Raw genomic sequence first — 24,840 nt, forward strand, 5'->3', positions numbered from 1 at the left:
ATCGGTCATGGGCCTTACCGGCAAGCCAGTGCTGGTCCTCGCGATCGCGCTGGCCGTCGTACTGTTCACCGCCACCGTCTGGTGCTGGCCGCGGCTCGCCCGCCGCGGCGCGCGCGCCGTGCTGGGGCGGGTGGGCATGCTGCTGGCGACCCAGGTGGCGTTGTTCGCCACGGTGGGGCTGCTGGCCAACAACAGCTTCCTCTTCTACGGCTCCTGGGCGGACCTGCTGGGCCGCAAGCAGGAGATGGGGGTGGTCACCGACCACGCGGCCGGGACGCTCGCCGCGAAGAACATCGTCCGGGTGGACACGCGGCGGCCCGACGTGCCGGGCGGGGCGGTGCCCACGAGGGGCGGCCGGATCGACAAGGTGGTGATCTCCGGCCGGCGGACCGGCATCGAGACCCCGGCGTACGTGTATCTGCCGCCGGAGTACTTCCAGCCGGCGTACGCACACCGCAAGTTCCCGGCGGTCGTGGTGCTCACCGGCTATCCGGGCACCGCGGAGAACCTCATCGAGGGCCTGCGCTATCCGCGTACCGCGTTCGACCGGGTGAAGGCGGGCCGGGCGCAGCCGATGATCCTGGTGATGCTGCGTCCGACCGTGGCGCCGCCCCGTGACACGGAGTGCGTGGACATAGAGGGCGGGCCGCAGACGGAGACGTTCTTCGCCGACGACGTGCCGCACGCCGTCTCCGCCGGTTACCGGGTCGGCGGCCACGCCCGCAACTGGGGCATCATCGGCAACTCGACCGGCGGGTACTGCGCCCTGAAGATCGGGCTGCACCACCCGGACAGGTACGCGGCGAGCGCGGGCCTGTCCGCGTACTACAAGGCGGCCGAGGACCCGACGACGGGCGACCTCTTCCACGGCGACGAGTCCGCGCGGCGCCGCGCGGACCTGATGTGGACGCTGGACAACCGGCCGCAGCCGGCCGGTTCGTTCCTGGTGACGACGTCGCGCCAGGGCGAGTCGAACTACGCGTCGACCAGGAAGTTCATCGCCAAGGTGAAGCGGCCGGCCCAGGTCTCGTCGATCGTGCTGAAGAGCGGCGGGCACAACTTCAACACCTGGCGCCGGGAGATCCCGGCCGCGCTGGAGTGGCTGAGCAGCCGGCTGAGCGAGAGCTGAGGACGGCCGGGGGCGGGGCGGGGGCCGGGGGCGGTGCCCAGGGCCGGGGGCCGGGGGCGTCGCGTCTACCCGGCCGGTGCCTCCGCCACGCAGGTGGCGCTCTCGACCGACACCTGCGCGCGCGGTACGGAGCGCCCGTCCGCGCCGACCGAGCGGCGCAGCGCCTCGTGCAGGCGGGCCGGGGTGAGCACGCCGAGGAAGCGGCCGCCGCCGTCCGTCCCGTCGGTGACGGCGATCCAGCCGGCGTCGTGCTGGAGCATGGTGGCGAAGGCCGGTTTGAGCGGGGCGCCGAGGGGGAGCGACGCCTCCATCCGGCGGACCCGGTCGCGGACGGTGCCCTTGGCGCCGGGGCTCGCGTCGTCGGCGGTCAGCCAGCCGTACGGGCGCCCGTCGCCGTCCAGGACGACGGCCCAGCGGGCGGCGTCCTCGCGCAGGCGCGCGGCCGCGCCGGACAGCGGGTCGTCGAGGCGGACGACGGGCGGATGGTCGAGGTCGCTCTCCTCGACGGGGGTGACGGCGAGCCGCTTGAGTCCCCGGTCGGCGCCCACGAAGTCGGCGACATAGGCGTTGGCGGGGGCGCCGAGCACCGTTCCGGGGGTGTCGAACTGCTCGACGGAGCCCTGCCCGTAGACGGCGATGCGGTCGCCGAGGCGCACCGCTTCCTCGATGTCGTGGGTGACGAACAGGATGGTTTTACGGACCTGTTCCTGGAGTTTCAGGAATTCGTTCTGGAGGTGTTCGCGCACGACCGGGTCCACCGCGCCGAAAGGCTCGTCCATCAGCAGGACCGGCGGATCGGCGGCCAGCGCCCGTGCCACCCCGACGCGTTGGCGCTGCCCGCCGGAGAGCTGTTCCGGATATCGGCCGCCGTGAACGGAAGGGTCGAGTCCGACCAGGTCGAGGAGTTCGGCGGCGCGTGCGCGGGCCTTTGCGCGTTTCCAGCCCAGGAGATGGGGAACGGTGGCGGTGTTCTCCAGGACCGTCCTGTGCGGGAAGAGGCCCACTTGCTGGATCACATAGCCGATACGGCGGCGCAACCGGACCGGATCGATGGTGGATATGTCGTCCCCGTCGAGGAATATCCGCCCCTCGGTCGGTTCGGTCAGCCGGTTCACCATCTTCATGGTGGTCGTCTTGCCGCAGCCCGACGGTCCGACGAGCGTGACCAGTTCACCCTCGGCGACCTCGAAGGAAAGGCCGTCGACGGCGGTGGTGCCGTCCGCATACCGCTTGGTGACCTGCTCGAAACGGATCATGGTTCCCCATTGTCGCGGGTGTTCTGTGAAGGACATGTTGCTGGAATACAACGGCTCCGGCGATTGTCAGTGGTCGAGGATAGGCTCGCCGGACATCAGTACGAGAAGGCGAACAGGGGGTGGGGGGACGGATGGCCGGACAGAACTGCCTGGTGACGAACGACTGGATCTGCGGCGAGTATCTCCGTACCCGCAGCCAGGAGTTGACGGACGCCACCCTCCAGCACATCTGGATCACCGCCGTATCCGTCGCGATCGGCGTGGCCGTCGCCTTTCCGCTCGCGCTCCTCGCCCGCCGGGGCCGGGGATTCGCCGCACCGGTCCTCGGACTGACGACGGTGCTCTACACCGTGCCGTCCCTCGCGATGTTCTCGCTCCTGCTGCCCCTGTTCGGGCTCTCCGCCGCGCTCGTGGTCACCGGGCTCGTGCTGTATTCGCTGACCATCCTCGTACGCAACATCCTGGCCGGTCTCGAAGCGGTGCCCGAGGAGGCGAAGGAGGCCGCGCACGGCATGGGGTACGGGCCGCTGCGCCTGCTGTGGGAGGTGGAACTGCCCCTCGCGCTCCCCGCGCTGATGGCCGGCATACGCATCGCCACGGTCTCCACGATCGCGCTCACCACGGTCGGCTCGATCGTCGGCCGGGGCGGCCTCGGCAACCTCATCGAGGACGCGCTGCCGAGCTTCTTCAAGGCACAGGTGCTGGCCGCCTCGGTGCTCTGCGTGCTGCTCGCGATCGTCGCCGATCTGCTGCTGCTCGGCGTGCAGCGGCTGCTGACCCCCTGGACCCGCGTCCGCGCCCCGCACGGCGGCACGGACGCGCCCGGCCCGGCGAAGGCGGTCTGACATGGGAGTCCTCGGGGACGCCTGGACCTGGCTCACCACCGGAGCCAACTGGTCCGGCGAGAGCGGAATCGCCCACCGGCTGAGCGAGCACCTGTACGTCAGCGGCGTGGCGCTCGCCCTGTCCTGCGCCGTCGCCCTGCCCGTCGCGCTGTATCTGGGCCACATCCGCAGGGGCGGCGCGCTCGCGGTCAACCTCGCCAACATCGGCCGCGCGGTCCCGGTCTTCGCGGTGCTGGCCCTCTTCATGGTCTCGCCCCTGCGCAACGCGGGCTACATACCCACGATCACCGCGCTGGTGCTGTTCGCCGTGCCGCCGCTGCTGACCAACGCCTACGTCGGGATGACCGAGGTGGACCGGGCGGTGACGGAGGCCGCGCGCGGGATGGGCATGTCGGGCGGTCAGCTCTTCCTCCGCGTCGAGCTGCCGCTGGCGTACCCGCTGATCATGACCGGGCTGCGGTCCGCCGCCGTCCAGGTCGTGGCCACGGCGACCATCGCCGCCATGGTCGGCCAGGGCGGCCTCGGCCGGATCATCACCGCCGGTTTCAACACGTACGACACCGCGCAGGTGGTGGCGGGGGCGCTGCTGGTGGCCGCGCTCGCCCTGCTGGTGGAAGCGGTCCTGGTGGCCCTGGACCGCCTGCTGTCCCCGCTGCGCCGCCGCCCCGCGTGACGGCGCCGGGCCCGCGCCGCCGCGCCCCGCAACGCATGCCGCACATCCATCACTTGTCGCATACGGCGCGCCGCCGCCGTGGACGGAGAAGAGACATGACCAGGACCTCACGCACGGCCGGTGCCGTCATCGGCATCCTCGCGCTCGCGGGCTCGCTCGCCGCGTGCGGCGGGGACAGCCTGGAACAGGACAAGGGCGCCCCGGCCGCCGGCGACTCCGGCAAGAAGGGCTCGCTGGTCGTCGGCGCCGCCGCCTTCACCGAGTCCAAGGTGCTCGCCGAGCTGTACGCGCAGATCCTCGCCGACGCCGGATACAGCACCTCCGTCACCACGGTGAAGAACCGCGAACTCTACGAACCCTCCCTGGAGAAGGGCGAGATCGACGTCGTACCGGAATACGCGGCCACCATCGCGGAATTCCTCAACGCCAAGGTGAACGGCGCCGAGGACGCCGCCGCGAAGCCCGTCGCCTCGGGTGACGCCGGGGCCACCGTCGCCGCCCTCAAGAAGCTCGCCGAACCGCGCGGACTGAAGGTGCTCCCGGCGGGGAAGGCCGTCGACCAGAACGCGTTCGCGGTGACCAGGGAATTCGCCGACAAGCACAAGCTGAAGACCCTTTCGGATCTCGGCGCCGCGAAGATCGGCGTCCGCATCGCCGCCGGGGACGAGTGCGAGATACGGCCGTTCTGCGCACCCGGTCTGGAGAAGACGTACGGCATCGACGTCACCGGAATCGACCCCAAGGGCGTCGGCACCCCGCAGGCCAAGCAGGCCGTCAAGGACGGCAAGGACCAACTGGTTCTCACCACCACCACCGACGCGGTGCTGGACACCTACGACCTGGTGTTCCTGGAGGACGACAAGAAGCTCCAGAACGCGGACAACGTCCTTCCGGTTCTCAACGCCGCGGACGCCGGAGCCCCGGAGATCGCCGACGCGCTGGGCCGCCTCACCGGCGCTCTCACCACCGAGGACCTCGCACAACTCAACCGCAAGGTCGACGCGGAACGCGTCAAGCCGGCGGACGCCGCCCGCGAATACCTTCAGTCGAAAGGGCTGATCGAGAAGTAGCGAACACGCACCGGTGAACGGGCCCCGCAACGGGCCGGAACACCCGCAAGGGGGAGCCGCCGGGTAACTTACCGGGCACGGATTGACGGGCGGCTCCCCAAGTACGCCGCGCACACGGTAAATTTCGGGCCATGCCACGTGGACGCCACCGCCATTCGCCCCCACTGCACAGAATCCTTCCGCCTTCGGCAGTCGCCGGAGCGGCGGTGCTCTGTGCCGCGGGCGCCTGGCTGCCGACCGAACCCATGGTCCTGCGGGCCCTGGTCGCCGTCGCGGCGGCCGCCGCCGTCACCGGCGCGGTCCTGATGCGCGGCTGGGACCGCGAGGCGGGCCGCCGGGTCGCCGAGCTGACGCGCGCCCGCGCGAGCGACGAGTGGCGTGCCGAGGAACGCGCGGCGGAGCTGGAGTCCGACCTGGAGGAGGCGCGTGAGATCCGCGCCCGCCTGGAGACCAAGCTGCGCCGCAAGCGGGTGGAGCTGGCCGGGCTGCGCGGCGAACACGCCGCGCTCCTGCGGCGGTACGCCACCGCCGAGACCGAGCGCGCCAGCGTCCTGGAGAGCCGCAGGCAGCTCGCCATCGAGGCGTCCGCACCCGCCCGCGAACTGCCCCCCGCCCGCTCCACACCCACCCCGGAGGCGTTCGCCCGCGCCGCCCGCGCGCTGGCCGACCTCCCGCGCAACGCCGCCCTCCAGCAGGCCAGGCGCGCCGCCGACGAGGCCCGCCGCGTCGCCGAGGAGGCCCGGAACCGGCAGGTCGAGGAGCGTTCCCGCCCGGTCCCGGCCACGCGACCGGTGCCGGCCGCCAGCGCCGTCGTCCCGTACGCCGGACCCCGCCGCGGCGCGGTCCCGCAGGGCGGCTTCGACTTCTTCGGCACGCAGAAGGAGGCGCCGCCCGCCGTCGAGCCCGCCGCCGAGCGCGCCGCGATCGAGTCCGTTCAGGACGAGGACCTGGCCGACGTGGTCGGCGAGGAGGCGCTGGCCGCGCACCGCTCGGACACGGCCAGGGAGCGCGCCGTCGGCAAGGTCATCGACCTCACCGCGCACGACGAGACGGAACAGCTGGACGTGGCGGAGCTGCGCAGCGCGATCTCCTGACGCGGCGTCGGCGGAGTTACTTGCCGATTACTTGTCGATGTCGCCGACGACGAAGAACAGCGAGCCCAGGATCGCCACCATGTCGGCGACCAGCGTCCCCGGCAGCAGCTCGGTGAGCGCCTGGATGTTGTTGAACGACGCGGACCGCAGCTTGAGCCGGTACGGCGTCTTCTCGCCCTTGGACACCAGGTAGTAGCCGTTGACCCCGAGCGGGTTCTCCGTCCAGGCGTACGTGTGGCCCTCCGGCGCCTTGAGGACCTTCGGCAGCCGCTGGTTGACGGGCCCCGGCGCGAGCCCGGCCAGCCGGTCCAGGCAGCCGTCCGCGAGGTCCAGGGCGTTGTGCGTCTGCTCCAGCAGGCACTCGAACCGGGCCAGGCAGTCGCCCTCGGTCCGGGTGACGACCTTCAGGGTGTCCCGCAGTTCCCCGTACGCCAGGTACGGCTCGTCGCGCCGCAGGTCGAAGTCGACGCCCGAGGCGCGGGCGATCGGCCCCGACACCCCGTACGCGTGCACCGCTTCGGCCGACAGCACGCCGACGCCCCGGGTGCGGCCCCGGAAGATCTCGTTGCCGAGGACCAGTTCGTCGTACACGTCCATCCGGGAGCGGACCGCGGCGACGGCGTCCCGCGCCCGGCCGAGCCAGCCGGCCGGCAGGTCCTCCTTGAGACCGCCCACCCGGTTGAACATGTAGTGCATACGGCCGCCGGAGACCTCCTCCATCACGGTCTGCAGCTCCTCGCGCTCCCGGAACGCGTAGAACACCGGGGTGATCCCGCCCAGTTCCAGCGGGTACGAGCCGAGGAACATCAGATGGTTGAGGACCCGGTTCAGCTCGGCGAGCAGCGTGCGGGTCCACACCGCGCGCTCGGGGACCTCCATGCCGAGCATGCGCTCGACGGCCATCACGACGCCCAGTTCGTTGGAGAACGCGGACAGCCAGTCGTGGCGGTTGGCGAGCATGATGATCTGGCGGTAGTCGCGCGCCTCGAACAGCTTCTCCGCGCCCCGGTGCATGTAGCCGACGACCGGTTCGGCGTGCTGGACGCGCTCGCCGTCCAGGACGATGCGGAGGCGGAGCACGCCGTGCGTGGAGGGGTGCTGCGGGCCGATGTTCAGCACCATGTCGGTGCTTTCGGCCGCGCCGCCGATGCCGATGGTCGTCTCCGTCATGGAGGCCAGTATTCCTTGCGTGCCGTCGCCGCGGGGCCCTGCCCCGGACCCCGCTCCTCAATCGCCGCAGGGGGCCAGACTCCGCTTGCGGTGTTCCAGCCAGCCGAAGTCGCCCAGGCCGCCCGCGGCCGTCAGCTCCGCCGCCTCGCCCGCCGAGGCCAGCGCGCGGACGTAGCCGGCGGGGTCCGTCGTGGCCAGGGACAGCGGCGGGCGGGTGCCGGCGACGCCCAGGGCCGCCAGCGCCTCGCGCTGGGTGCGCAGCACGGCGGGCGGACCGGCCGCCGCCGCGCAGGCGTCCAGGGCCACGTGCGCGGTCAGGTCGCAGCTGCCGTCCGGCACCGGACGGACCTCGCGGCCGGCCCGGAAGCCGGTGAGCGTCCCGCAGGACGGCCGCCGCCCGCGTACGTGCGCGTAGTCCACCGCCACCGCGAGCCCGGCGGACACCGTGGCGACCGCCGCCGCCCACGCCTCGTCGCGCGGGCGGCCGATCTCCGCCCGGCTGCCCGGACCGGCCGACGGCCACCAGCGCCGCAGCCACGCCGCGTCCGCCCCGGCGACCGGCGCGCCCAGCCGCTCCGCGCCGTCCCTGGCGCGCACCTCGACGTACCGTTCGACGCCGTCCGCGTCGGTCTCCGAGACGGGCAGCGGCACATTGTCCAGCCACTCGTTGGCGAACAGCAGCCCGCGCACCCCGTCCGGGGGCTCCGCGCACCACCGCACGCGGGGGTCCAGGCCCTCCGGGCGGTCGGCCAGCTCGACGGCGTACGCCCGTACCGCCAGGTCCGCGCCGCCCTCGGCGGGAAGCGCGGCGAGGACGCCGGTCACCAGCTCCCCGCGCCCCGCGCCCATGTCCACCAGGTCCACGTCCGGGGTGCCCAGCTCCGCCGCCGTGGCGACCAGCAACCGGGCGACGGCGGCGGCGAACAGCGGCGAGGCGTGCACCGAGGTACGGAAGTGGCCCGCGGGGCCCTCGGGGCGCCGGTAGAAGCCCTCGTCACCGTAGAGCGCGGCTTCGGCCGCCTCCTGCCACCCGCGCCACTCATCCCTCACGTTTCCCAGTCTCCACCTTGGGGAGTAGGGTCCCGAGACCCGGATCGACCCTTCGGCTGACCCGGCACCCGTCGACCTTCTTTACGCTGGGTTACGTGCAGCGCCTCTACGATTTCATCCGCAGACACCCGACGGGTGTGGACAGCTTCTGGGCTGTCTTCCTCCTCGGGCTCTCCGGCATGACCATCGTGGTGGACGACGCCGGGCGCGGCGGCCCGCTGGAACGGGTCGCGGTCGTGCCGGTGGTCGTCGGGCTCTGCCTCGTCGTCGCGCTGCGCCGGCGGGCGCCGGAGAAGATGCTGCTGCTCGCCATCGCGATGGGTGTGGTGCAGCTGCTCTGCGGGGTCCGGCCGACCGTGGCGAACTTCGCGATGCTGGTGATCACGTTCACGGTCGCCACCGTCGGTGAGCGCTGGGCCTCCCGGCTCTCCCTGGTGTGCAGCCTGAGCGCGGCCACGCTCTCCCAGCTCCGCTGGCCCAACGCGGGCGAGGTGCCGCGCAACTGGGCGCAGACGGTGTTCGTCGTCGTGGTGATGACGGTGCCGTTCGTGCTGGCCTGGGTGCTCGGGGACTCGATGCGGACGCGGCGCGCCTACTTCGACCAGCTGGAGGAGCGGGCGGCCCGGCTGGAGCGGGAGCGGGAGGCGCAGTCGAAGGTCGCGGTGGCCGCCGAGCGGGCCCGGATCGCCCGCGAACTGCACGACGTCGTCGCGCACAACGTGTCGGTGATGGTGGTGCAGGCCGACGGCGCCGCCTATGTGCTGGACGCGGCGCCCGACCAGGCCCGGCAGGCCCTGGAGACCATCTCGGGCACCGGCCGGCAGGCCCTCGCGGAGATGCGCCGGCTGCTCGGCGTGCTGCGTACGGGCGACGCCCGGGAGAGCGGGGAGTACGTCCCGCAGCCCGACGTCGAGCAGATCGAGGAGCTGATCGACCAGGTGCGCAAGGCCGGCCTGGAGGTGGACTTCAAGGTCGAGGGCACCGCCCGCCCGCTGCCCAGCGGCGTCGAGCTGACCGCGTACCGCATCGTGCAGGAGGCCCTGACCAACACCCGCAAGCACGGCGGCCCGCACGCCGGGGCCAGCGTCCGGCTGGTCTACTTCGACGACGGGCTCGGCCTGCTGGTCGAGGACGACGGCCGGGGCGCCGCGCACGAGCTGTACGAGGACGGCGGCGCGGACGGCGCGGGCCACGGCATGATCGGCATGCGGGAACGGGTCGGCATGGTCGGCGGCACACTGGACGCCGGACCGCGCCCCGGCGGCGGCTTCCGGATCAGCGCCCTGCTGCCGCTCAAGGCCGCCGACCGCTGACACGAACGAGCCGAACCGAACGAGCCGAACCGAACGAGCTGGACGAACGAGGAGAGACAGGACCCGATGGCGATCCGCGTGATGCTCGTCGACGACCAGGTGCTGCTGCGCACCGGCTTCCGGATGGTGCTCGCCGCCCAGCCGGACATGGAGGTGGTCGCCGAGGCCGGTGACGGGGCGGAGGCGATCGAGATCCTGCGCTCCACCGCCGTGGACGTGGTGCTGATGGACGTCCGCATGCCCAGGCTGGACGGCGTCGAGGCCACCCGCCGCATCTGCGCGCAGCCCGATGCGCCGAAGGTGCTGATCCTGACGACGTTCGACCTCGACGAGTACGCGTTCTCCGGGCTCAAGGCCGGGGCCAGCGGCTTCATGCTCAAGGACGTGCCGCCGGGCGAACTGCTGGCCGCGATCCGCTCCGTGCACAGCGGGGACGCGGTCGTCGCCCCGTCCACCACCCGCCGGCTCCTCGACCGCTTCTCGCCGATGCTGCCCAGCGGCACGCCGGAACCGCAGCACAAGGACGTCGCCAAGCTCACCGAACGCGAGCGCGAGGTGATGCTGCTGGTCGCCCAGGGCCTGTCCAACGGCGAGATCGCGGGCCGGCTGGTCCTCTCCGAGGCGACCGTGAAGACGCATGTCGGCCGCATCCTGACCAAGCTGGCGCTGCGCGACCGGGTGCAGGTCGTCGTCCTCGCGTACGAGACGGGGCTGGTTCGCGCGGGCGGCGGCGCGGGCTGAACGGCGCGGGCCGGTCGCGGGGGCGCCGCGCTCAGCGCAGGATGCCCTCCAGGAAGTCGCTGCCGAGCCGGGCCACCACCGTCAGGTCCAGCTGGTGCAGCACGTACCGGCCCCGGCGCCGGGTCGTGACGAGCCCCGCCTTCTTGAGCACCGCCAGATGCCGGGAGACCTCCGGCGAGGTGATCCCGTTGGTGTCGGCCAGCTCACCGGTGGTGTACGGGGAACGGGCGATGTTGCGGCACAGCCGCATCCGCATCGGGTGGGCCAGCGCCTCCATCCGCCGTTGCAGCAGCTCCACCGAGGCGGGCGCGGGCAGCTCGGGCCGGTGCACCGGGTAGTGGATCACCGGCCGCCAGCCGGGGGCGTGCAGCACCATCAGATGCGGCCGGCCGAAGGCGGTGGGGATCAGCGTGAGCCCGGGACCGACCGCCGGGTCCGTGGCATCGGTCTCCCCCTCGGTCAGCTTGTCGACGTCGATCGTGCCGCCGTCCGCGCCCAGCGACAGCGCGGGGGAGACCGCCCGGATCGCCTCGGCCAGCCCCTTGTGCCGCAGCAGGTCCGTCTTGTGCCGCGCGTCGGCCACCAGCTGGACGCGCACCCGCTCCCAGGTGTCCGCGAAGAACGCCCGGTCGCAGTCCTCGAAGAGGCGGCGCAGCCAGCGGCGCACCGGCGCCGGGTCGGCCAGCAGCCGCTGGGTGAACTCCACCTGGCGCGGCCCGCGCGCCGCCGCCATGTCCAGGGCGCGGGCACGCGTCCCGGCGTCCCGCAGCGGGGAGGCCGCACGGGTTCCGTAGAAGGCGGCGCAGGTGAACTCCAGGGCGGCGGAGACGAACCGGTCGTCGTCCAGCCGGTCCAGGATGTCCAGGTCGGCGGCGAGGTCGGCGCCCGTCGCGCCGTCGCCGCCGGTGATGCCGGCGAACGGCATGAAGATGTCCGAGAAGGTGTTCCGCCACAGGAACTCCACCTCGTGCAGCCGGTCCGCGAGGTCGGGCTCCAGGGCCGTGGCGGTGGCCGTCGCCCAGCCGTGCAGCCCCGGATGGTGGCCCGGCTCGGAGAGCGCGTGCAGCGCCACCCCCAGCTCGACCAGCGGGGAGGTCCGGAAGACGATGCGCTCGGGGGCGAGCCCCGCGATGTGGATGGTGACGCTCACGCGTCCATGGTGCCCGGCGGGTCCGGCGAGCCGGTCGCCGATTGACGGTCGCCGTCAATCCACGACCGGGGCCGCGCGGGCCTCAGCCCTTCGCGGGCAGCCGGGCCAGGAACGCGGCCACCGCGTCCCGCACGTCCTGGGCGGTCCACTCCAGACCGGCCTCCGTCACCGTCACCTCGGTGACCGCCGTGCCCGGCGCGCCGGTGTCCGGCGTGAACCAGCGGCGGAAGAGAACCGTGCCGGTCTCCTCGGCCTGCCGCAGCGCCGCATCGGTCAGCACGCCGGCGTCGTACGGCAGCCACACCTGGAACTGATGGGTGTGCGGCCGCTGCGGATGCACCCGGAACCAGCCCGTGCCGGCCGCCTCGAACCCCTCGGCCAGCGCCCCGGCGACCGTCCCGGCGTGCGCCACGTACGCGGGCAGCCTGGGCAGCTCCCGGTCCAGCCCGGCCAGCGCCGCGACCGCCGCCGGGAACTGCTGGTAGAGCATGCCCCCGTACCGGTGGCGCCAGAGGCGGGCCTCCTCGACCAGCGAGGCGGAACCGGCGAGCGCGGCCCCGGAGATCCCGCCCAGGGACTTGTAGAACGACACGTACACGCTGTCCGCGAGCGCGGCGATCTCCGGCAGTGTCCGCCCGAAGTGCGTGGCGCACTCCCACAGCCGGGCCCCGTCGAAGTGGACCACCGCGTCCCGGTCGCGGGCGGCGGCCACCACGGCCTCCAGCTCCTCCCAGGAGGGCAGCACGAATCCGGCGTCCCGCAGCGGCAGCTCCAGCATCAGGGTGCCGAACGGCTCCGGGAAGTCCTGGACCTCGTCGGCCGAGGGCAGCCTCGGCGCGGTCGTCGGGTGGACGGTGCGCAGCCCGCTCACCGCGCCCAGCGCGCCGTTCTCGTGCACCTCCGGGTGGGCGAGCGGGTGCAGGGCGACGACGGGGTTGCCGGTGCGGCCCGCCCAGCAGCGGAGCGCGACCTGCTGCGCCATCGTCCCGGTCGGGAAGAACACGGCGGCCTCCGTGCCCAGCAGGCCGGCGACCCGGCGCTCCAGCTCACCGACGACCCCGTCCCCGTAGATGTCCGCCGGGAGGGCCGGGTCGGTGACCGTGGCGGCCTGGGCTGCCAGGGCGGCCAGCTGTTCGCCGAGCGTGCGGTCCTGGGGGAGCCGGCCCAGGGCGCGTTCGGCCCTCCGCCAGGCGGTGAGCCTGCGCAGCCGCGCGGTCTCCCCGGTGTCCGCCGCGTCCGTCCCGCCGTCCGAGGCCACGTTCGTTTCCTGCGCGCTCATGTATGCCATGGGACGATCATCGCGCGGAACGCCGGAGCCGCCCATACGGTTTCCGCCCGGCCGGAGGCGGTATCCACAGCCTGTGGACAGCCGGGATGCGGGGCCGGGGGCTGGCGTAGCATGCAGAGGAATCGTCCGGTACCCCCCGCGGACTGGAACGGAAGGCCCGCAGTGTGAACGCAACAGCTCCCCAGGGGCCCCTCGACGCGAGGGACCGCCCCGCCCGGCTCACCGTCGGCGTGGTGGGGGCGGGCCGCGTCGGCCCCGCCCTGGCCGCGTCCCTGGCCCTCGCCGGGCACCGGCCGGTCGCCGTCTCGGGCGTCTCCGACGCCTCGGTGCGGCGTGCCGCCGACCTGCTCCCCGACGTCCCGCTCGTCCCGCCCGCCGAGGTCCTCGCGCGCGCCGAGCTGGTCCTGCTCACCGTCCCCGACGACGCCCTGCCCGGACTCGTCGAGGGCCTGGCCGAAACCGGCGCCGTCCGCCCCGGACAGCTCCTCGTCCACACCTCGGGGCGGTACGGGACGAAGGTCCTGGACCCCGCCCGCCGGGCCGGCGCCCTGCCGCTCGCCCTGCACCCGGCGATGACGTTCACCGGCACCTCCGTGGACGTGCAGCGGCTGGCCGGCTGCTCCTTCGGGGTCACCGCCCCGGACGAGCTGCGGCTCGCCGCGGAGGCGCTGGTCATCGAGATGGGCGGCGAGCCCGAGTGGGTCGCCGAGGAGTCCCGCCCGCTCTACCACGCGGCCCTCGCCCTCGGCGCGAACCACCTGGTCACGCTGGTCGCCCAGTCGATGGAGCTGCTGCGCACCGCCGGGGTCACCGCCCCCGACCGGATGCTGGGCCCGCTCCTCGGCGCCGCCCTGGACAACGCCCTGCGCTCCGGCGACGCGGCGCTCACCGGCCCGGTCGCGCGCGGCGACGCCGGCACGGTCGCCGCCCACATCGGCGAGCTGCGCGCCCACGCCCCGCAGACGGTCGCCGGCTACATCGCGATGGCCCGCGCCACCGCCGACCGCGCCCTCGCCCACGGCCTGCTCAAGCCGGAACTGGCCGAGGACCTGCTGGTCGCCCTCGCCGACGACGGCACCCCCGGCGGCACATCCGGCGCCGGGCCCGGCACGGGCGGGCCGGGCCCCGGCACCGGCCCCCACGGCAACGGCCCTCACGGCAACGGACCGGAGGAGTCCCGATGACCGCCACCCCCTTCACCCCGGCCCTCTTCCACACGGCCGCCGAACTCCACGCGTACGCCACCGAGGGGCGGCGGGCCGTCGTCATGACGATGGGCGCCCTGCACGAGGGCCACGCCTCCCTGATCCGCGCCGCCCGCGCCCACGCGGGCCCCGCCGGGCAGGTCGTCGTCACCGTCTTCGTCAACCCGCTCCAGTTCGGCGAGGCCGCCGACCTCGACCGCTACCCGCGCACGCTCGACGCCGACCTCGCGGTGGCCGGCGCGGCCGGCGCCGACGCGGTCTTCGCCCCGTCCGTGGACGAGGTCTACCCCGGCGGCGAACCGCAGGTCCGGATCGCGGCCGGCCCGATGGGCGAACGCCTGGAGGGGGCCGCGCGCCCCGGCCACTTCGACGGCATGCTCACCGTCGTCGCCAAGCTGCTCCACCTCACCCGCCCCGACATCGCGTTCTACGGGCAGAAGGACGCCCAGCAGCTCGCCCTCATCCGGCGCATGGCGCGGGACCTGAACTTCCCGGTGGAGATCGCCGGCGTGGAGACGGTCCGGGAGCCGGACGGCCTCGCGCTCTCCAGCCGCAACCGCTTCCTCGACGCGCACGAGCGCCGCACCGCGCTCGCCCTGTCCCGCGCCCTGTTCGCCGCCCGCGACCGCCTGGCCGCACAGTCGGCGCTGCACGCCCGCGCCCGGGCGGCCGGTGCGAACCCGGACCGGGCCGCCGGGCTCGACCGGCTCGGCGAACCGCGCCTCGCGGCCGACGCCCAGGCCGTGGCCCGCGCCCGGCCGGACACCGGACCGGCCGCCGTGCGCGCCGCCGCCCGCACGGTCCTGGAGGAGGCGGGGGCCGCGAGCCCGCCGCTCGCCCTGGACTACGTGGCCCTGGTGGACCCGGCCGACTTCACCGAGATCCCCGACGACCGGACGTCCGGCGAGGCGATCCTGGCCGTCGCGGGCCGGGTCGGCGCCACCCGGCTGATCGACAACATCCCCCTCACCTTCGGAGCGACATCGTGACCGGAATACGGCTGACCGCCCCCGCACCCGGCTGGTCCATCGACGCCGATGTCGTGGTCGTCGGCTCCGGCGTCGCCGGACTCACCACCGCCCTGCGGTGCGCGGCCGAGGGCCTCGCCACGGTCGTGGTGACCAAGGCCCGGCTGGACGCCGGTTCCACCCGCTGGGCGCAGGGCGGCATCGCCGCGGCCCTCGGCGAGGGCGACACCCCCGAACAGCACCTGGACGACACCCTGGTCGCCGGCGCCGGACTCTGCGACGAGGCCGCCGTGCGGACCCTGGTCACCGAGGGCCCCGGCGCGGTCCGCCGCCTCATGGAGACCGGCGCCCGCTTCGACACCGCCGAGGACGGCTCCGTACAGCTGACCCGCGAGGGCGGCCACCACCGCCGCCGCATCATCCACGCGGGCGGCGACGCGACCGGCGCCGAGGTCTCCCGCGCCCTGGTCGACGCGGTCCGCGCGGCCGCCCTGCACACCGTCGAGAACGCCCTGGTCCTCGACCTGCTCACCGACGCCGACGGCCGCACCGCCGGAGTCACCCTGCACGTCATGGGCGAGGGCCAGCACGACGGCGTCGGCGCGGTCCGCGCCCCGGCCGTGGTCCTGGCCACCGGCGGCATGGGCCAGGTCTTCTCCGCCACCACCAACCCCTCCGTCTCCACCGGGGACGGCGTGGCGCTGGCGCTGCGGGCCGGCGCGGAGGTCTCGGACCTGGAGTTCGTCCAGTTCCACCCGACCGTCCTCTTCCTCGGCGCCGGCTCCGAGGGCCAGCAGCCGCTGGTCTCCGAAGCGGTCCGGGGCGAGGGCGCCCACCTCGTGGACGCCTCCGGTACGCGCTTCATGCTCGGGCAGCACGAACTGGCCGAGCTGGCCCCGCGCGACATCGTCGCCAAGGGCATCACCCGCCGGATGCTGGAGACCGGCGCCGAGCACATGTACCTGGACGCCCGGCACTTCGGCGCCGAGATGTGGGAGCACCGCTTCCCGACCATCCTGGCCGCCTGCCGGGCCCACGGCATCGACCCCGTCACCGAACCGGTCCCGGTCGCCCCCGCCGCGCACTACGCCTCCGGCGGCGTCCGCACCGACCTGCGCGGCCGTACGACCGTGCCCGGCCTCTACGCGTGCGGCGAGACCGCGTGCACCGGAGTCCAGGGCGCCAACCGGCTCGCGTCCAACTCGCTGCTCGAAGGACTCGTCTTCGCCGAGCGCATCGCGGCCGACGTCGTCGCCTCCCGGCCGCGCGCCGGTGAGCCCGTCGAGGAGACCAGGACGCCCGCCCCGCTGCTGGCCCCCGAGACCCGGGTCGCGATCCAGCGCGCCATGTCGCGGGGCGCCGGAGTGCTGCGCTCCGGCGAGAGCCTGGCCGCCGCCGCCGAGAAGCTGGAGGAGCTGCACCAAGGCGCCCGCCCGGCCGGGGCCGGTGAGGCCAAGCCCGCCGTGCCCGGCGTCGAGGCATGGGAGGCCACCAACCTGCTGCTGGTCTCCCGCGTCCTGGTCGCCGCCGCCCGGCTGCGCGAGGAGACCCGGGGCTGCCACTGGCGCGAGGACCGGCCCGAGCGCGACGACGCGAACTGGCGCCGCCACCTCGTCGTACGGCTCGACCCGGAGGGCGGCCTCGTGATCGACCGCACGGACACCGAGGCGTTCGGGCCCGTGGACGCCTCCGGGACGGCGGACCGCGCCGCGACCAGCACCACCCACCCCACACCCGAGGAGCCGTAACCGTGAGCACGCCCGAAGAGAATCCGCGCCCCACCCCCGTGGACGTACCGCTGATCCGGGTCGGCGCGCCGGCGGCCGCCCCGGACGGCTGCGGCGACGGCTGCGGCTGCGGCGGCGAGGAGTACGAGGAGTGCGGGCTCGACCCCGCCCTCGCCCAGCTCCTCCTGGACGCCGGTCTGGACCCGGTCCAGGTCGAGGACGTGGCGCACCTGGCCATCGCGGAGGACCTGGACGGCGGGGTGGACGTCACCACCGTCGCCACCATCGCCGAGGACGCCATGGCCACCGGCGACTTCACCGCCCGCGAGGCCGGGGTGGTGGCCGGGCTGCGGATCGCCGAGGCGGTCCTGTCCATCGTCTGCACCTCCGAGTTCGAGGTCGAGCGGCACGTCGAGGACGGCGACCGGGTCGTCCCCGGCCAGAAGCTGCTCACCGTCACCACCCGCACCCGCGACCTCCTCACCGGCGAGCGCAGCGCCCTGAACCTGCTGTGCCGGCTCTCCGGGATCGCCACCGCCACCCGCGCCTGGGCCGATGTGCTGGAGGGCACCGGCGCGAAGGTCCGCGACACCCGCAAGACCACGCCCGGCCTGCGCGCCCTGGAGAAGTACGCGGTGCGCTGCGGCGGCGGCGTCAACCACCGGTTCTCGCTGTCCGACGCCGCGCTCGTCAAGGACAACCACGTCATCGCCGCGGGCGGGGTCGCCGCCGCGTTCAAGCGGGTCCGGGAGGAGTTTCCGGAGCTGCCCGTCGAGGTCGAGGTGGACACCCCGGAGCAGCTCGCCGAGGTGCTGGAGGCGGGCGCCGACCTGATCCTGCTGGACAACTTCACCCCGGCGCAGACCGCCGACGCGGTCGCCCTGACCGCCGGGCGGGCCGTCCTGGAGTCCTCGGGCCGGCTCTCCCTGGACTCGGCCCGCGCCTACGCGGAGGCCGGGGTCGACTACCTGGCCGTCGGCGCGCTGACCCACTCCTCGCCGATCCTCGACATCGGCCTGGACTTCCGCGACGCCGACGGGGCCGACGCCTGATGCTGCTCACCATCGACGTCGGCAACACCCACACCGTCCTCGGCCTCTTCGACGGCGAGGAGATCGTCGAGCACTGGCGGATCTCCACCGACCCGCGCCGCACCGCCGACGAGCTGGCCGTGCTGCTCCAGGGGCTGATGGGCATGCACCCGCTGCTCGGCATGGAGCTGGGCGACGGCATCGAGGGCATCGCGATCTGCTCCACCGTCCCGGCCGTGCTGCACGAGCTGCGCGAGGTGACCCGCCGCTACTACGGCGACGTCCCGGCCGTGCTCGTGGAGCCCGGCATCAAGACCGGGGTGCCGATCCTGATGGACAACCCGAAGGAGGTCGGCGCGGACCGCATCATCAACGCGGTCGCCGCCGTCGACCTGTACGGCGGCCCGGCGATCGTCGTGGACTTCGGCACGGCCACCACCTTCGACGCGGTCTCGGCGCGCGGCGAGTACACCGGCGGGGTCATCGCGCCCGGCATCGAGATCTCCGTGGACGCGCTGGGCGTACGGGGCGCGCAGCTCCGCAAGATCGAGCTGGCCCGGCCGCGCAGCGTCATCGGCAAGAACACCGTCGAGGCCATGCAGTCCGGCATCATCTACGGCTTCGCCGGCCAGGTGGACGGGGTCGTGGAGCGGATGCGCAAGGAGCTGGCGGCCGACCCGGACGACGTCACCGTCATCGCGACCGGCGGCCTTGCTCCGATGGTGTTGAACGAGTCCTCCGTGATCGACGAGCACGAGCCCTGGCTGACCCTCATCGGACTGCGCCTGGTGTACGAACGCAACGTGTCGCGGCTGTAGCGGCGGCCCCGGGAAACCCCGGCACAGAGCCTTCGGACGGCGGTTCCGCGCGCGCCCGCGCCCCGGAACCGCCGCGCCCGGCGACGGCCAGTTAAGAGGATTTTGTCCCTTTAGCACGTATTGTCGCTTCATGCCCACGCCCTACGGATCACGCGGCGGTATGGCGTTCAGCGCGGACGAGCTGCGAGTGCTCCGACGCGCCCTCGCCTTCGCCCTGCACCCCGCGCCCCTGCCCGACGAGGATGTCCAGGACTGCCTGCGGCTTGCGGGCGGCGTGGACGACGCCGTCGCCGAGGCCGGACGGCTGCGTGCCTTCCTCCTCGCCGACCTCGCCCGCTACCGCGACGCCCTCCCCGGCTCGCTCGGCGGCTATCTGGAGCTCCTCCAGGACGCCCTGGCCGCCGGATACGACCCCCGCCCCGAGGATCTGGCCGCGCTGCGCTCGCTGCGCGGCTCCCCGCTCGCCGTCGCGCTCCTGGAGCGGTGCCGGACGCTCGCGGAGCGCTCGGTACGCGCCCGGCTCGCCGGGCGGACGGTGGCCCGCACGGCCCCGGCGCCCCGCAGCAGGCTCCTCGCGCTGCCCGGCGGGCGGGCCGCGGAGCCGGACAAGCCGAAGACCCCGCCGGCGCCGGTCCGCCCCGTGCCGCCCGGCGAGCGCCCGGCCCCGAAGCCCTCGGAGGTCTTCCCGCCGCGCCGCCCGGTGCCCCGGCCGCCGGAGCGCGCCGCCGGGTAGGGCCTCTCGGGGTGCCGGGGAACGGCTCGCTACTCTGGACGGCATGGACTACGTATCCGCGCTCGTGCCCCCCGTGGTGATGGCCGCCTTCTTCATCGGCCTGGTCGTGACGATCGTCAAGAGCCAGGGCGGCCCCAACAAGGCCAAGGAGGACGCGGCCGTGGACGCGGCGATCACCCGCGCCGAAGCGGGCCCGCAGACCCCGCGCACCGAAGGGGCCTGACCCCTCGGAGGCGCGCCCGGCGCACCTCGCAAACGAAAGGGCGTACGACTCACGAAGAGTCGTACGCCCTTTTGCCGTGCCGAACTGCTGCGCATTCCAGACATCTGGCACTAAGGTGACGCTGTGCCCCGTCAATTGGGAGAGCTTGAGGACGCCGTGATGACACGGGTCTGGGAATGGAACCGTCCGGTCACCGTCCGGGAAGTCCTGGAGGACCTTCAGCGGGAGCGGTCCATCGCCTACACCACCGTCATGACGGTAATGGACAATCTCCATCAGAAGGGCTGGGTCCGCCGCGAAGTGGAGGGCCGCGCATATCGCTATACGGCCGTCTCCACCCGCGCCGCATATGCCGCTGCCCTGATGAACGAAGCCTGGTCGCACAGCGACAACCCGGCGGCCGCGCTGGTCGCCTTCTTCGGCATGATGTCCGCCGAGCAGCGCGAAGCCCTGCGGGACGCGATGCGGATCGTTCTGCCCACTCTTCCCGAGGACGGCCCGCCCCCCGGCGGGGAAGCCGGTGAACCGGTCGATGACACGGAGCCCGCCGGCGAGCGATAGCGTCTGCGTATGTCCTCTGAGCTTCCGCAAACCGATTTGCAGACCGAACCGTCGGTTATAAACGTGGCCATCACCGTCCGGCGCGCACGGACGAGCGATGTAGCGGCCGTCCGACGACTCCTCGACGGCTACGTGAGGGAAGGCATCCTCCTCGACAAAGCCACGGTCACGCTTTACGAGGACATCCAGGAGTTCTGGGTCGCCGAACGGGACGAGGACGCGGCCGTCGTCGGCTGCGGCGCACTGCACGTGATGTGGGAAGACCTCGCCGAAGTCCGCACGCTCGCCGTCGACCACGGCCTGCGCGGCTCCGGCGTGGGGCATCAAGTCCTGGACAAGCTGCTGCGCACCGCCCGCTGGCTGGGCGTCCGCCGGGTTTTCTGTCTCACCTTCGAAGTCGAGTTCTTCGCGAAGCACGGCTTCGTGGAGATCGGAGAGACGCCGGTCGACGGAGATGTCTACAGTGAGCTGCTGCGTTCCTATGACGAGGGAGTCGCGGAGTTCCTCGGTCTCGAACGAGTGAAGCCGAACACCTTGGGCAACAGCCGGATGCTTCTGCACCTGTGACCGCCGGAACTTGGGCGATCCCTATGTCCGAATCGCGCACGTTTCCCGGCCCGTTGTGCCCTTGAACCTCTCCCGAGGGTTTGTGTTTTCCGGGGAAAAGCGGTTTCCTTTCCGCGTACTCCATTTTCGATGAAAGGAAATCCGGTGGCACAGAAGGTTCAGGTCCTTCTTGTTGACGACCTCGACGGTGGCGAGGCGGACGAGACGGTGACGTTCGCGCTGGATGGCAAGACGTACGAGATCGACCTCACCACCAGCAACGCCGACAAGCTGCGTTCCCTTCTCGAGCCCTACGCGAAGAACGGCCGGCGTACCGGTGGCCGTGCGGCGTCGGGCCGCGGCAAGGGCCGCGCCGTCTCCGGCGGCAACAAGGACACCGCCGAGATCCGTAAGTGGGCCCGCGAGAACGGCCACAATGTGAATGACCGCGGCCGCGTCCCGGCGGAGATCCGTGAGGCTTACGAGAAGGCCAACGGCTGAGTCGCGGACTCGCCGTGGAACACGCCCGCCCGGGCGCGAGCAAGCCGGACCCGGTGGCATTCCGCGGCCACCGCGTCCACGAGCCGGACGAGGTCGGGAGCATCTCCATCCCCGCTCCCGAAGCCGGAGAAGGCCGGAAGAACCGGCGCCTCGTCCTGTTCCGGTGACGGCCAGGGGGGTCGCAGCCAGGAGGCGGCCCCCGGCTCCACCGGCACGCCCGGCGGCGGCGGTGCGGTGATCCGCCCGCCCGCGCCCAGACCGGCCAGCGGGAGCGCGACCCCGCTCCACTCCAGCCAGTCCAGCAGTCCCGGCAGCTCCTCCGCGCTCCCCGGCGCGACCAGCAGCGCCAGCCGCGGGCCCCGCAGCGCCACCGGACCGCTCCGGCCCACCCGCCGCAGCGCCGCCCGGCCCGCCGCGGCGGGGACGACCAACGCGTCGAACCGCAGCCCGGTCGGCAGCCGCACGGGCGGACCGCCCACCGCGGCCCAGCCCAACTCCCGCTCGTACCACCCGGCCCAGCCGGCCCCCGGCCCGCCCGGAGCCTCACCGCCGGACTCGGTGGACGACCCGCCGGACTCGGCGGACGACGGGGCGCGGGGCGGCGGGACGGTGAGGGCCATGACGGAACAACGCCCGGCCGGACCCCGGAGTTACGCCCCGCTTATGGGCGACAGCGTAGGGTGTCCGGGTTGGGGGCGTACGGGCGCATTCAGGAGTACGAAGATGTTCGCCCGTAGCGGAGGGAACCCGCGTACGCCGCATGGACTGTCTGTAATTGCGGGTAAGACATCCCTAGTGGGGAGGGGCGACACGCAAGTCATACACGTCTCACGTTCGCCATCGGCGTACTGGCGACTCGGGTATCTGTCTGGCCTGCGGGAACATCGTCTCGCACCATCGAGTTGGAGCAGTTGTCGGCGTTCGGGGCGGGTATCCGCCAGGAAGCAGGGCCGAGTGTCGGCCGTTGAAATGAGCGGTCCCCGCTTGCGGGACTAAGCTGCGGAAGGACAGGGAGGGGACCGCCCCCTTACTGCCTGACCGCTCTGAGGAGCGATTAACGATGTTCGAGAGGTTCACCGACCGCGCGCGGCGGGTTGTCGTCCTGGCTCAGGAAGAAGCCCGGATGCTCAACCACAACTACATCGGCACCGAGCACATCCTCCTGGGCCTGATCCACGAGGGTGAGGGTGTCGCCGCTAAGGCCCTGGAGAGCCTCGGGATTTCGCTCGAGGCGGTCCGCCAGCAGGTGGAGGAGATCATCGGCCAGGGCCAGCAGGCCCCGTCCGGCCACATCCCCTTCACTCCCCGAGCCAAGAAGGTCCTGGAGCTCTCGCTCCGCGAGGCCCTCCAGCTCGGCCACAACTACATCGGCACGGAGCACATCCTGCTCGGCCTGATCCGCGAGGGCGAGGGCGTCGCCGCCCAGGTCCTCGTGAAGCTCGGCGCCGACCTGAACCGGGTGCGCCAGCAGGTCATCCAGCTGCTGTCCGGATACTCCGGCGGCAAGGAGGCGGCCACCGCCGGCGGCCCCGCCGAGGGCACGCCCTCCACCTCGCTGGTGCTCGACCAGTTCGGCCGCAACCTCACGCAGGCCGCCCGCGAATCCAAGCTCGACCCGGTCATCGGGCGCGAGAAGGAGATCGAGCGGGTCATGCAGGTGCTCTCCCGCCGTACGAAGAACAACCCGGTCCTCATCGGCGAGCCCGGCGTCGGCAAGACGGCGGTCGTCGAGGGCCTGGCGCAGGCCATCGTCAAGGGCGAGGTGCCCGAGACCCTCAAGGACAAGCACCTCTACACCCTGGACCTCGGCGCGCTGGTCGCCGGCTCCCGCTACCGCGGTGACTTCGAGGAGCGCCTGAAGAAGGTCCTCAAGGAGATCCGCACCCGCGGCGACATCATCCTGTTCATCGACGAGCTGCACACCCTGGTGGGTGCGGGCGCCGCCGAGGGCGCGATCGACGCCGCGAGCATCCTCAAGCCGATGCTGGCGCGGGGCGAGCTGCAGACCATCGGTGCCACCACGCTCGACGAGTACCGCAAGCACCTGGAGAAGGACGCCGCGCTGGAGCGCCGCTTCCAGCCCATCCAGGTCGCCGAGCCGTCGCTGCCGCACACCATCGAGATCCTCAAGGGTCTGCGCGACCGCTACGAGGCCCACCACCGCGTGTCCATCACGGACGAGGCGCTGGTCCAGGCCGCCACGCTGGCCGACCGCTACATCTCGGACCGCTTCCTGCCGGACAAGGCGATCGACCTGATCGACGAGGCCGGTTCCCGGATGCGCATCCGCCGGATGACCGCGCCGCCGGACCTCCGCGAGTTCGACGAGAAGATCGCGGGCGTCCGCCGCGACAAGGAGTCGGCCATCGACTCCCAGGACTTCGAGAAGGCAGCCTCCCTCCGCGACAAGGAGAAGCAGCTGCTGGCGGCGAAGGCCAAGCGCGAGAAGGAGTGGAAGGCCGGCGACATGGACGTCGTGGCCGAGGTCGACGGCGAGCTGATCGCCGAGGTCCTCGCCACCGCCACCGGCATCCCGGTCTTCAAGCTGACGGAGGAGGAGTCCTCCCGGCTGCTGCGCATGGAGGACGAGCTCCACAAGCGCGTCATCGGGCAGAAGGACGCCATCAAGGCGCTCTCGCAGGCCATCCGCCGTACGCGGGCCGGCCTCAAGGACCCGAAGCGCCCCGGTGGTTCGTTCATCTTCGCCGGCCCGTCCGGTGTCGGTAAGACCGAGCTGTCCAAGACGCTCGCCGAGTTCCTCTTCGGCGACGAGGACGCGCTGATCTCCCTCGACATGTCGGAGTTCAGCGAGAAGCACACGGTCTCGCGCCTCTTCGGTTCGCCCCCCGGCTACGTGGGCTACGAGGAGGGCGGGCAGCTCACCGAGAAGGTGCGCCGCAAGCCGTTCTCCGTCGTCCTGTTCGACGAGGTCGAGAAGGCCCACCCCGACATCTTCAACTCCCTGCTCCAGATCCTGGAGGACGGTCGCCTGACCGACTCCCAGGGCCGGGTCGTGGACTTCAAGAACACGGTCATCATCATGACGACCAACCTCGGGACGCGGGACATCTCCAAGGGCTTCAACCTGGGCTTCGCCGCCCAGGGCGACGTCAAGACCAACTACGAGCGGATGAAGGTCAAGGTCAACGAAGAGCTCAAGCAGCACTTCCGGCCCGAGTTCCTCAACCGTGTCGACGACACCGTCGTCTTCCACCAGCTCAGCCAGGAAGACATCATCGAGATCGTCGACCTGATGGTCGCCAAGGTGGACGAGCGGCTCAAGGACCGTGACATGGGCATCGAGCTCAGCACGGACGCCAAGAAGCTGCTGGCCCGGAAGGGCTACGACCCCGTGATGGGCGCCCGGCCGCTGCGCCGGACGATCCAGCGCGAGATCGAGGACGTCCTCTCCGAGAAGATCCTCTTCGGCGAGCTGCGCCCCGGCCACATCGTGGTCGTCGGCAGCGAGGGCGAGGGCGACGACGAGAAGTTCACCTTCCGCGGCGAGGAGAAGTCGGCACTGCCCGACGTCCCGCCGATCGAGCAGGCGGCAGGCGGCGCCGGCCCGAACATGACGAAGGAGGCGTGAGCGGCCACCGCCGCCCTGCGGGGCGGTAGGGCCCGAACGTCCAAAGGAGCGGCCCCGGACCGGTTTCGACCGGCCGGGGCCGCTCCTTTTCCGTATGTGCGCTCTCTTTGTTTTCGCATGCGCGACGGTGACAGCCGCGTCACAGAAGGGTCCCGGTCG

At 72.7% G+C, this 24,840-nt stretch carries 24 protein-coding genes; 18 read left to right on the forward strand and 6 right to left on the reverse strand.

Annotated elements, in window-relative coordinates:
* Positions 1-7 precede the first annotated feature (7 nt).
* Positions 8-1,129: an alpha/beta hydrolase gene (locus OG710_RS15425; RefSeq protein WP_330239845.1), complete on the forward strand. Its 1,122-nt coding sequence runs from the start codon at positions 8-10 to the stop codon at positions 1,127-1,129.
* A gap of 65 nt (positions 1,130-1,194) precedes the next feature.
* Here OG710_RS15425 and OG710_RS15430 read toward each other — a convergent pair whose 3' ends face one another.
* Positions 1,195-2,385 carry an ABC transporter ATP-binding protein gene (locus OG710_RS15430; protein WP_330239846.1) on the reverse strand — a complete coding sequence of 397 codons (1,191 nt, stop codon included), beginning with the start codon at positions 2,383-2,385 and terminating at the stop codon, positions 1,195-1,197.
* A 131-nt stretch (positions 2,386-2,516) separates the two neighbouring features.
* Here OG710_RS15430 and OG710_RS15435 point away from each other — a divergent pair, with 131 nt between their 5' ends.
* From OG710_RS15435 to OG710_RS15450, 4 genes are all read left to right on the forward strand, one after another.
* The gene (locus OG710_RS15435) at positions 2,517-3,230 is read left to right on the forward strand and encodes an ABC transporter permease (RefSeq protein WP_111330104.1); all 714 of its coding nucleotides are present in this window, start codon (positions 2,517-2,519) and stop codon (positions 3,228-3,230) included.
* Position 3,231: 1 nt separating this feature from the next.
* Positions 3,232-3,903 carry an ABC transporter permease gene (locus OG710_RS15440; RefSeq protein ID WP_330239847.1) on the forward strand — a complete coding sequence of 224 codons (672 nt, stop codon included), beginning with the start codon at positions 3,232-3,234 and terminating at the stop codon, positions 3,901-3,903.
* Between the two features lie 95 nt (positions 3,904-3,998).
* Positions 3,999-4,973, forward strand: a complete 975-nt coding sequence (locus OG710_RS15445; RefSeq protein WP_330239848.1) for an ABC transporter substrate-binding protein — start codon at positions 3,999-4,001, stop codon at positions 4,971-4,973.
* Between the two features lie 131 nt (positions 4,974-5,104).
* Positions 5,105-6,067 (forward strand): hypothetical protein, encoded by a 963-nt coding sequence (locus OG710_RS15450; RefSeq protein WP_330239849.1) that lies wholly within the window; start codon positions 5,105-5,107, stop codon positions 6,065-6,067.
* A gap of 27 nt (positions 6,068-6,094) precedes the next feature.
* Here the strand turns inward: OG710_RS15450 and OG710_RS15455 are convergent, their stop codons facing one another.
* Together OG710_RS15455 and OG710_RS15460 are read right to left on the reverse strand one after the other, a co-directional pair.
* Entirely contained in the window at positions 6,095-7,237 is a 1,143-nt protein-coding gene (locus OG710_RS15455; protein WP_111330107.1) for an NADH-quinone oxidoreductase subunit D, read from the reverse strand.
* A gap of 57 nt (positions 7,238-7,294) precedes the next feature.
* Positions 7,295-8,287, reverse strand: a complete 993-nt coding sequence (locus tag OG710_RS15460; protein WP_330239850.1) for an SAM-dependent methyltransferase — start codon at positions 8,285-8,287, stop codon at positions 7,295-7,297.
* Between the two features lie 95 nt (positions 8,288-8,382).
* Here OG710_RS15460 and OG710_RS15465 point away from each other — a divergent pair, with 95 nt between their 5' ends.
* Both OG710_RS15465 and OG710_RS15470 read left to right on the forward strand, forming a co-directional pair.
* Positions 8,383-9,600, forward strand: coding sequence for a sensor histidine kinase (locus OG710_RS15465; protein ID WP_330239851.1), 1,218 nt, complete (start codon positions 8,383-8,385; stop codon positions 9,598-9,600).
* Positions 9,601-9,666: 66 nt separating this feature from the next.
* Entirely contained in the window at positions 9,667-10,341 is a 675-nt protein-coding gene (locus OG710_RS15470) for a response regulator (protein ID WP_111330109.1), read from the forward strand.
* Between the two features lie 31 nt (positions 10,342-10,372).
* Here the strand turns inward: OG710_RS15470 and OG710_RS15475 are convergent, their stop codons facing one another.
* A complete protein-coding gene (locus OG710_RS15475; protein WP_330239852.1) occupies positions 10,373-11,491 on the reverse strand; it encodes a DUF5937 family protein in 1,119 nt (372 codons plus the stop codon).
* 82 nt (positions 11,492-11,573) lie between these two features.
* Positions 11,574-12,779, reverse strand: coding sequence for a threonine aldolase family protein (locus OG710_RS15480; protein WP_330239853.1), 1,206 nt, complete (start codon positions 12,777-12,779; stop codon positions 11,574-11,576).
* A 164-nt stretch (positions 12,780-12,943) separates the two neighbouring features.
* On the opposite strand from OG710_RS15480, the gene OG710_RS15485 reads away from it, so the two are divergent.
* The 10 genes from OG710_RS15485 (at position 12,944) to OG710_RS15530 (ending at position 21,092) form a co-directional block, all read left to right on the forward strand.
* Positions 12,944-13,963, forward strand: coding sequence for a Rossmann-like and DUF2520 domain-containing protein (locus OG710_RS15485; protein WP_330239854.1), 1,020 nt, complete (start codon positions 12,944-12,946; stop codon positions 13,961-13,963).
* The gene (gene panC, locus OG710_RS15490) at positions 13,960-14,973 is read left to right on the forward strand and encodes a pantoate--beta-alanine ligase (RefSeq protein ID WP_330239855.1); all 1,014 of its coding nucleotides are present in this window, start codon (positions 13,960-13,962) and stop codon (positions 14,971-14,973) included. The genes OG710_RS15485 and panC overlap by 4 nt, the downstream gene beginning before the upstream one ends.
* Positions 14,970-16,700, forward strand: a complete 1,731-nt coding sequence (locus tag OG710_RS15495) for an L-aspartate oxidase (RefSeq protein WP_330239856.1) — start codon at positions 14,970-14,972, stop codon at positions 16,698-16,700. Before panC ends, OG710_RS15495 begins: the two co-directional genes overlap by 4 nt.
* A gap of 2 nt (positions 16,701-16,702) precedes the next feature.
* Complete coding sequence (nadC, locus tag OG710_RS15500) at positions 16,703-17,731, forward strand: carboxylating nicotinate-nucleotide diphosphorylase (protein WP_330239857.1); 1,029 nt, start codon at positions 16,703-16,705, stop codon at positions 17,729-17,731.
* Entirely contained in the window at positions 17,731-18,528 is a 798-nt protein-coding gene (locus OG710_RS15505) for a type III pantothenate kinase (RefSeq protein WP_111330116.1), read from the forward strand. Before nadC ends, OG710_RS15505 begins: the two co-directional genes overlap by 1 nt.
* A gap of 160 nt (positions 18,529-18,688) precedes the next feature.
* A complete protein-coding gene (locus tag OG710_RS15510; RefSeq protein ID WP_330242259.1) occupies positions 18,689-19,261 on the forward strand; it encodes a hypothetical protein in 573 nt (190 codons plus the stop codon).
* A gap of 43 nt (positions 19,262-19,304) precedes the next feature.
* On the forward strand, positions 19,305-19,484 hold the full coding sequence (locus OG710_RS15515; protein ID WP_330239858.1) for a hypothetical protein: 180 nt from the start codon (positions 19,305-19,307) through the stop codon (positions 19,482-19,484).
* Between the two features lie 123 nt (positions 19,485-19,607).
* Positions 19,608-20,045: a BlaI/MecI/CopY family transcriptional regulator gene (locus OG710_RS15520; protein ID WP_330239859.1), complete on the forward strand. Its 438-nt coding sequence runs from the start codon at positions 19,608-19,610 to the stop codon at positions 20,043-20,045.
* Positions 20,046-20,054: 9 nt separating this feature from the next.
* Positions 20,055-20,612 carry an amino-acid N-acetyltransferase gene (locus OG710_RS15525; protein WP_111330120.1) on the forward strand — a complete coding sequence of 186 codons (558 nt, stop codon included), beginning with the start codon at positions 20,055-20,057 and terminating at the stop codon, positions 20,610-20,612.
* A gap of 144 nt (positions 20,613-20,756) precedes the next feature.
* Entirely contained in the window at positions 20,757-21,092 is a 336-nt protein-coding gene (locus OG710_RS15530; RefSeq protein WP_018102272.1) for a histone-like nucleoid-structuring protein Lsr2, read from the forward strand.
* Here OG710_RS15530 and OG710_RS15535 read toward each other — a convergent pair.
* Complete coding sequence (locus tag OG710_RS15535; RefSeq protein WP_330239860.1) at positions 21,071-21,712, reverse strand: SCO3374 family protein; 642 nt, start codon at positions 21,710-21,712, stop codon at positions 21,071-21,073. The two genes, OG710_RS15530 and OG710_RS15535, sit on opposite strands and share 22 nt — an antisense overlap.
* A 440-nt stretch (positions 21,713-22,152) precedes the next feature.
* On the opposite strand from OG710_RS15535, the gene OG710_RS15540 reads away from it, so the two are divergent.
* Positions 22,153-24,681 (forward strand): ATP-dependent Clp protease ATP-binding subunit, encoded by a 2,529-nt coding sequence (locus tag OG710_RS15540; protein WP_330239861.1) that lies wholly within the window; start codon positions 22,153-22,155, stop codon positions 24,679-24,681.
* The last annotated feature ends 159 nt before the right edge of the window (positions 24,682-24,840 follow it).

Source organism: Streptomyces sp. NBC_00525 (assembly GCF_036346595.1).
Classification (GTDB): domain Bacteria; phylum Actinomycetota; class Actinomycetes; order Streptomycetales; family Streptomycetaceae; genus Streptomyces.